Source organism: Achromobacter sp., assembly GCF_049647645.1.
Lineage (GTDB): Bacteria > Pseudomonadota > Gammaproteobacteria > Burkholderiales > Burkholderiaceae_B > Achromobacter.
This window is the reverse complement of record NZ_JBARYB010000170.1, coordinates 1-4,390: the sequence shown is the minus strand read 5'-3', so window position 1 is coordinate 4,390 and position 4,390 is coordinate 1. Positions and strand designations below refer to the sequence as shown.

Annotated in this window: 3 protein-coding genes and 1 pseudogene; all 4 read left to right on the top strand. The window is 68.9% G+C overall.

Annotated features, from left to right (window positions below; all coding sequences use genetic code 11):
• The first annotated feature begins 82 nt into the window (after window positions 1-82).
• Window positions 83-1,855 (top strand): ABC transporter permease, encoded by a 1,773-nt coding sequence (locus WBB14_RS19915; RefSeq protein ID WP_424241360.1) that lies wholly within the window; start codon window positions 83-85, stop codon window positions 1,853-1,855.
• Window positions 1,848-2,936, top strand: a complete 1,089-nt coding sequence (locus tag WBB14_RS19910) for an ABC transporter ATP-binding protein (RefSeq protein WP_424241359.1) — start codon at window positions 1,848-1,850, stop codon at window positions 2,934-2,936. The genes WBB14_RS19915 and WBB14_RS19910 overlap by 8 nt, the downstream gene beginning before the upstream one ends.
• Before the next feature lie 129 nt (window positions 2,937-3,065).
• Window positions 3,066-3,965 (top strand): TonB family protein, encoded by a 900-nt coding sequence (locus tag WBB14_RS19905; RefSeq protein WP_424241361.1) that lies wholly within the window; start codon window positions 3,066-3,068, stop codon window positions 3,963-3,965.
• Window positions 3,962-4,390 (top strand): annotated as a pseudogene (aroE, locus tag WBB14_RS19900) (shikimate dehydrogenase); the annotation flags it as partial. The gene WBB14_RS19905 and the pseudogene aroE, both read left to right, overlap by 4 nt.

The following is a 4,390-nucleotide window of genomic DNA, read 5'->3' as shown; positions in this document are numbered from 1 at the left end:
CCGTCCGCCTGACCGCCGCCGGGGCGGTCGCCCCCGACCCGGCCGCGCGACTGTCGCGCCCTTCAAGAACACAGGATTTCCCATGCAGTCATTGCGCTCGAAATGGCAGTCCCTGCCCCGCGGCGTGGTGGTGCTGATCACGGCCCTGGCCATTTATGTGCCGCTGTCGTTCATCATCATCCAGAGCTTTCTTTCCGCGCCCTTCTTTGCCCCGTCCAAATACTTCAGCCTGGACGCGTTCCGCTTCATCTTCGCGGATCCCGATTTCTACAAGGCCCTGAAAAGCGGCTTCATCCTGGCATTCGGCCTGGCCGTCATCGCCATTCCGCTGGGCGGCATGCTGGCCTTCCTGATGATACGCACGGACCTGCCGGGCCGCCGCTGGATCGAGCCGCTGATCCTGGTGCCGGTGTTCGTGTCGCCCATGGTGCTGGGCTTCGGCTATGTGGTCGCCGCCGGGCCCGTGGGCTTTTTCTCGATCTGGGCCCAGAACCTGCTGGGCTTCGTGCCCTGGAACGTCTATTCGCTGACCAGCATCGTCATCATCGCCGGCCTGACCCACGTGCCGCACGCCTACCTGTACATCTCGTCGGCGCTGCGCAGCATGGGCTCGGACGTGGAAGAAGCCGCGCGCGTGGCCGGCGCCTCGCCGCTGCGCGTGATGGTGTCGGTCAGCCTGCCCATGGTGCGTCCGGCCATGCTGTACGCCACCGTGCTGCTGTTCTTCCTGGGTTTGGAAGTGTTCGGCCTGGTGCTGGTGCTGGGCGACCCCGAAGGCAACCTGGTGCTGGCCACGTATCTGTACAAGCTCACCAACAAGCTGGGCATCCCGTCCTATCACTTGATGGCCGCCGTGGCCGTGGTGCTGATCTGCATGACGATCCCGCTGGTGATGCTGCAGCGCCGCCTGATGCGCACCGCCAACCGCTTCGTCACCGTCAAGGGCAAGGCCTCGCGCGCGCGCGCCCTGCCGCTGGGCAAGTGGCGCTGGGTGGCCGGCGCGGTGGTCGCGTTCTGGCTGCTGGTGACCATCGTGGTGCCGCTGCTGGGCGTGCTGCTGCGCGCCTTCGTGTCCAACTGGGGCATGGGCGTGTCGCTGTTCGACGTGCTGTCGCTGGACGCGTTCCGCACGGTGTTCGCGCAGCCCAACCTGATGCGCGCCATCGTCAACTCGGTGGCCATCGGCGTGTTCGGCGGCGCGCTGGCCGTGATGTGCTACATGTTCGTGGGCCTGGCCATGCACCGCAAGCCCGACAACATCACGCGCTTCATGGACTACAGCGTGCTGGTGCCGCGCGCGGTGCCGGGCCTGCTGGCCGGCCTGGCGTTCCTGTGGGTGTTCCTGTTCGTGCCGATGTGGCTGGACAACGCCCTGGACGAAGGCGGCTGGCTGTCGGCCCTGCCCTTCGCGGAATGGCTGCGCGAGAACTTCATCGAATGGCTGCGCGCCATGCGCAGCACCATCTTCAGCGTGTGGCTGGCCTACACGGTGGTGTGGATGGCCTATGGCCTGCGGCTGATCTCCTCGACCCTGCTGCAGGTCGGCCCCGAACTGGAAGAGGCCGCCCGCAGCGCCGGCGCGCGCCGCGGCCAGGTCACCCGCCATGTCACGGTGCCGCTGGCCAAATACGGCCTGATCGGCTCCTGGCTGCTGATGTTCCTGATCTTCGAGCGCGAATACTCCACCGGCGTCTACCTGCTGTCGCCCGGCACCGAGACCATCGGCTCCATGCTGGTGTCGCTGTGGGCCTCGGGCGCCATCGACATCGTGGCCGCGCTTTCCTTCATCAATATCGTTCTGGTCGTGATCGGCCTGGGCATCGCCCTGCGATTCGGAGTCAAACTTCATGATTGAGCTTTCTGTAGAAGACCTGCACCTGGACTACGGCGACAACCCGGTGCTCAAGGGTGTGTCGATGCAGCTGCGCCAGGGCGAAGTGGTGTCATTGCTGGGCCCCTCGGGCAGCGGCAAGACCACCCTGCTGCGCGCCGTGGCCGGCCTGGAGGGCCCCAAGCGCGGCCGCATCACCATCGGCGACCGCGTCGTCTACGACGGCGCGGCCAGGAAGGAGATCCCGGCCGAGGAACGCAACCTGGGCCTGGTGTTCCAGTCCTACGCGCTATGGCCGCACAAGACCGTGTTCGAGAACGTGGCCTACCCGCTCAAGCTGCGCAAGGTGCCCGGCGCCGAGGTGCGCGAACGGGTCCAGGCGGTGCTGGACCAGTTGGGCCTGGGCAAGCTCGGCCACCGCCATCCGCATGCGCTGTCCGGCGGCCAGCAGCAGCGCGTGGCCATCGGCCGGGCGCTGGTGTACAGCCCGCCCGTCATCCTGCTGGACGAGCCGCTGTCCAACCTGGACGCCAAGCTGCGCGAAGAAGCCCGCGCCTTCCTGCGCGAGCTGATCATCCGCCTGGGCCTGTCGGCGCTGATGGTGACGCATGACCAGAGCGAAGCCATGGCGATTTCGGACCGAATCCTGCTGCTGAACAACGGCAAGATCGAACAGCAGGGCACGCCGCAGGAGATGTATGGCACCCCGTCCACGCTGTTCACCGCCGAATTCATGGGCAGCAACAACCGGCTGGACGGCAAGGTGACCGAAGTGCGCGACGGCCAGGCCCGCATCGAAGGCCGCGACTGGTCGCTGTGGGGCAAGGCCAGCCCGGGCATGGCCCCGGGCCAGGACGCCACCGCCGTCATCCGGGTGGAGCAGGTGCGCCTGGCCGACGACCCCGACGGCAACCACCTGGACATGCCGCTGCTGACCAGCATGTATCTGGGCGACCGCTGGGAATACCTGTTCCGCACTCCCGATGCCGACCCGGCCCACACCCTGGCCCTGCGCGCCTATGGTCCCGAAGGCCGCGAACCCGGACCCTGCCGGCTGGCGCTGCCCGCCAGCAAGGTCTGGGTGTTCCCCCGCGCCGCTGCCTGAAGCGCCGCCGGCATCGGCCCCGCGCTTGTTACAAGCCCGGGGCCCGGGACTCCCGCACTCGCGGCGTAGGCTGTCAGTGTGAACCGCCCATGACGCCCGGCGGAGGTGGACTCGCTCTACAATGCGCTGGTGCAAAGCCTCGCTGATTCCCCTTCCCCGCTGAGCCGTTACCTGCGGTGGCTGGGCGCACCCGCCCAACACTACCTGCGCATCGGCATCGCAATATCGCTGTTGGTGCACGCCGGCGCCCTGGCGTGGCGCTTCGGCGCGCCCGCGCTCTCGCGCCCGCCGGTCACCAGCCTGGAAGTCGTGCTGCTCAACGCCCGCAGCGAAACGCCGCCGGACAACCCGCGCGCCCAGGCCCAGAACCAGATGAGCGGCGGCGGCAACGCCGAGCGCGGCATGTCCACCACGCCCCTGCCCCGCACCGGCGAATCGGCCGAGACCATCGTGCTGGAAGCCATGCGCCGCCGCCAGGTGCAGCTGGAAGCCGAACAGACCCGCCTGATGACCCAGTTGCGCGCCGCCGACCGCGCCGGCGCCGAGCGCCAGGCCGTCAATCCCTGGCCGGACGGCGCCGACCTCGGCCGTGACGCCGAGGACCAGGCCAGCCTCATCCAGAGCGCCCAGGTGGCCGCGCTGGCGGCGCGTGTCCAGCAGTACAGCGCCGAACCGCGCAAACAGTTCGTGGCGCCCTCCGCCGAGGCCTCGCGCTATGCCGCCTACCTGGACGCCTGGCGCACCCGCATCGAAACCGTCGGCACCCAGCACTATCCAGACGAGGCGCGCGGCCGCATCTACGGCTCCCTGCGCATCACGGTGTCGGTACGCGCGGACGGCAGCATCGCCAATGTCGAGATCGACCAGCCCTCGCCGCACGCCGTCCTGAACCAGGCGGCCCGCCGCATCGTCCAACTGGCCGCGCCCTTCCCCCCGTTCCCGCCCGACATCGCGCGCGACACGGACGTGCTGGTCATTACCCGCACCTGGCATTTCGTCAACGACACCCTGGAAACACAAGCCCCATGACCGAGGCGCCCCCTCTCGCCCGATACGCCGTCATCGGCAATCCCATCGCGCACAGCCGCTCGCCTCAGATCCACGCCATGTTTGCCGAACAGACCGGCAAGCCGCTGCGCTATGACCGGCTGCTGGCGCCGGTGGACGGCTTTGCCGAGGCCGTCACTGCCTTCGTGGCCGAGGGCGGGCTGGGCCTGAACGTGACGGTGCCGTTCAAGCTGGACGCCTACGCCCTGGCCGCCGGCCGCCTGTCCAGCCGCGCCCGCCTGGCCGGCGCGGTCAACACCCTGTCGTGGCGCGATGGCGCCTGGCACGGCTGCAATACCGATGGCGTGGGCCTGGTGTCCGACCTGCTGCGCCTGGGCGTGCGTCTCGCCGGGGCGTCCGTGCTGCTGGCCGGCGCCGGCGGCGCCGCCCGCGGCGTGCTGCAGCCC

What these genes read in the sequence shown, in the direction of transcription:
- WBB14_RS19910 (WP_424241359.1), top strand. Translation starts at nt 1,848, where the DNA reads ATGATTGAGCTTTCTGTAGAAGACCTGCACCTGGACTACGGCGACAAC.
- WBB14_RS19915 (WP_424241360.1), top strand. Translation starts at nt 83, where the DNA reads ATGCAGTCATTGCGCTCGAAATGGCAGTCCCTGCCCCGCGGCGTGGTG.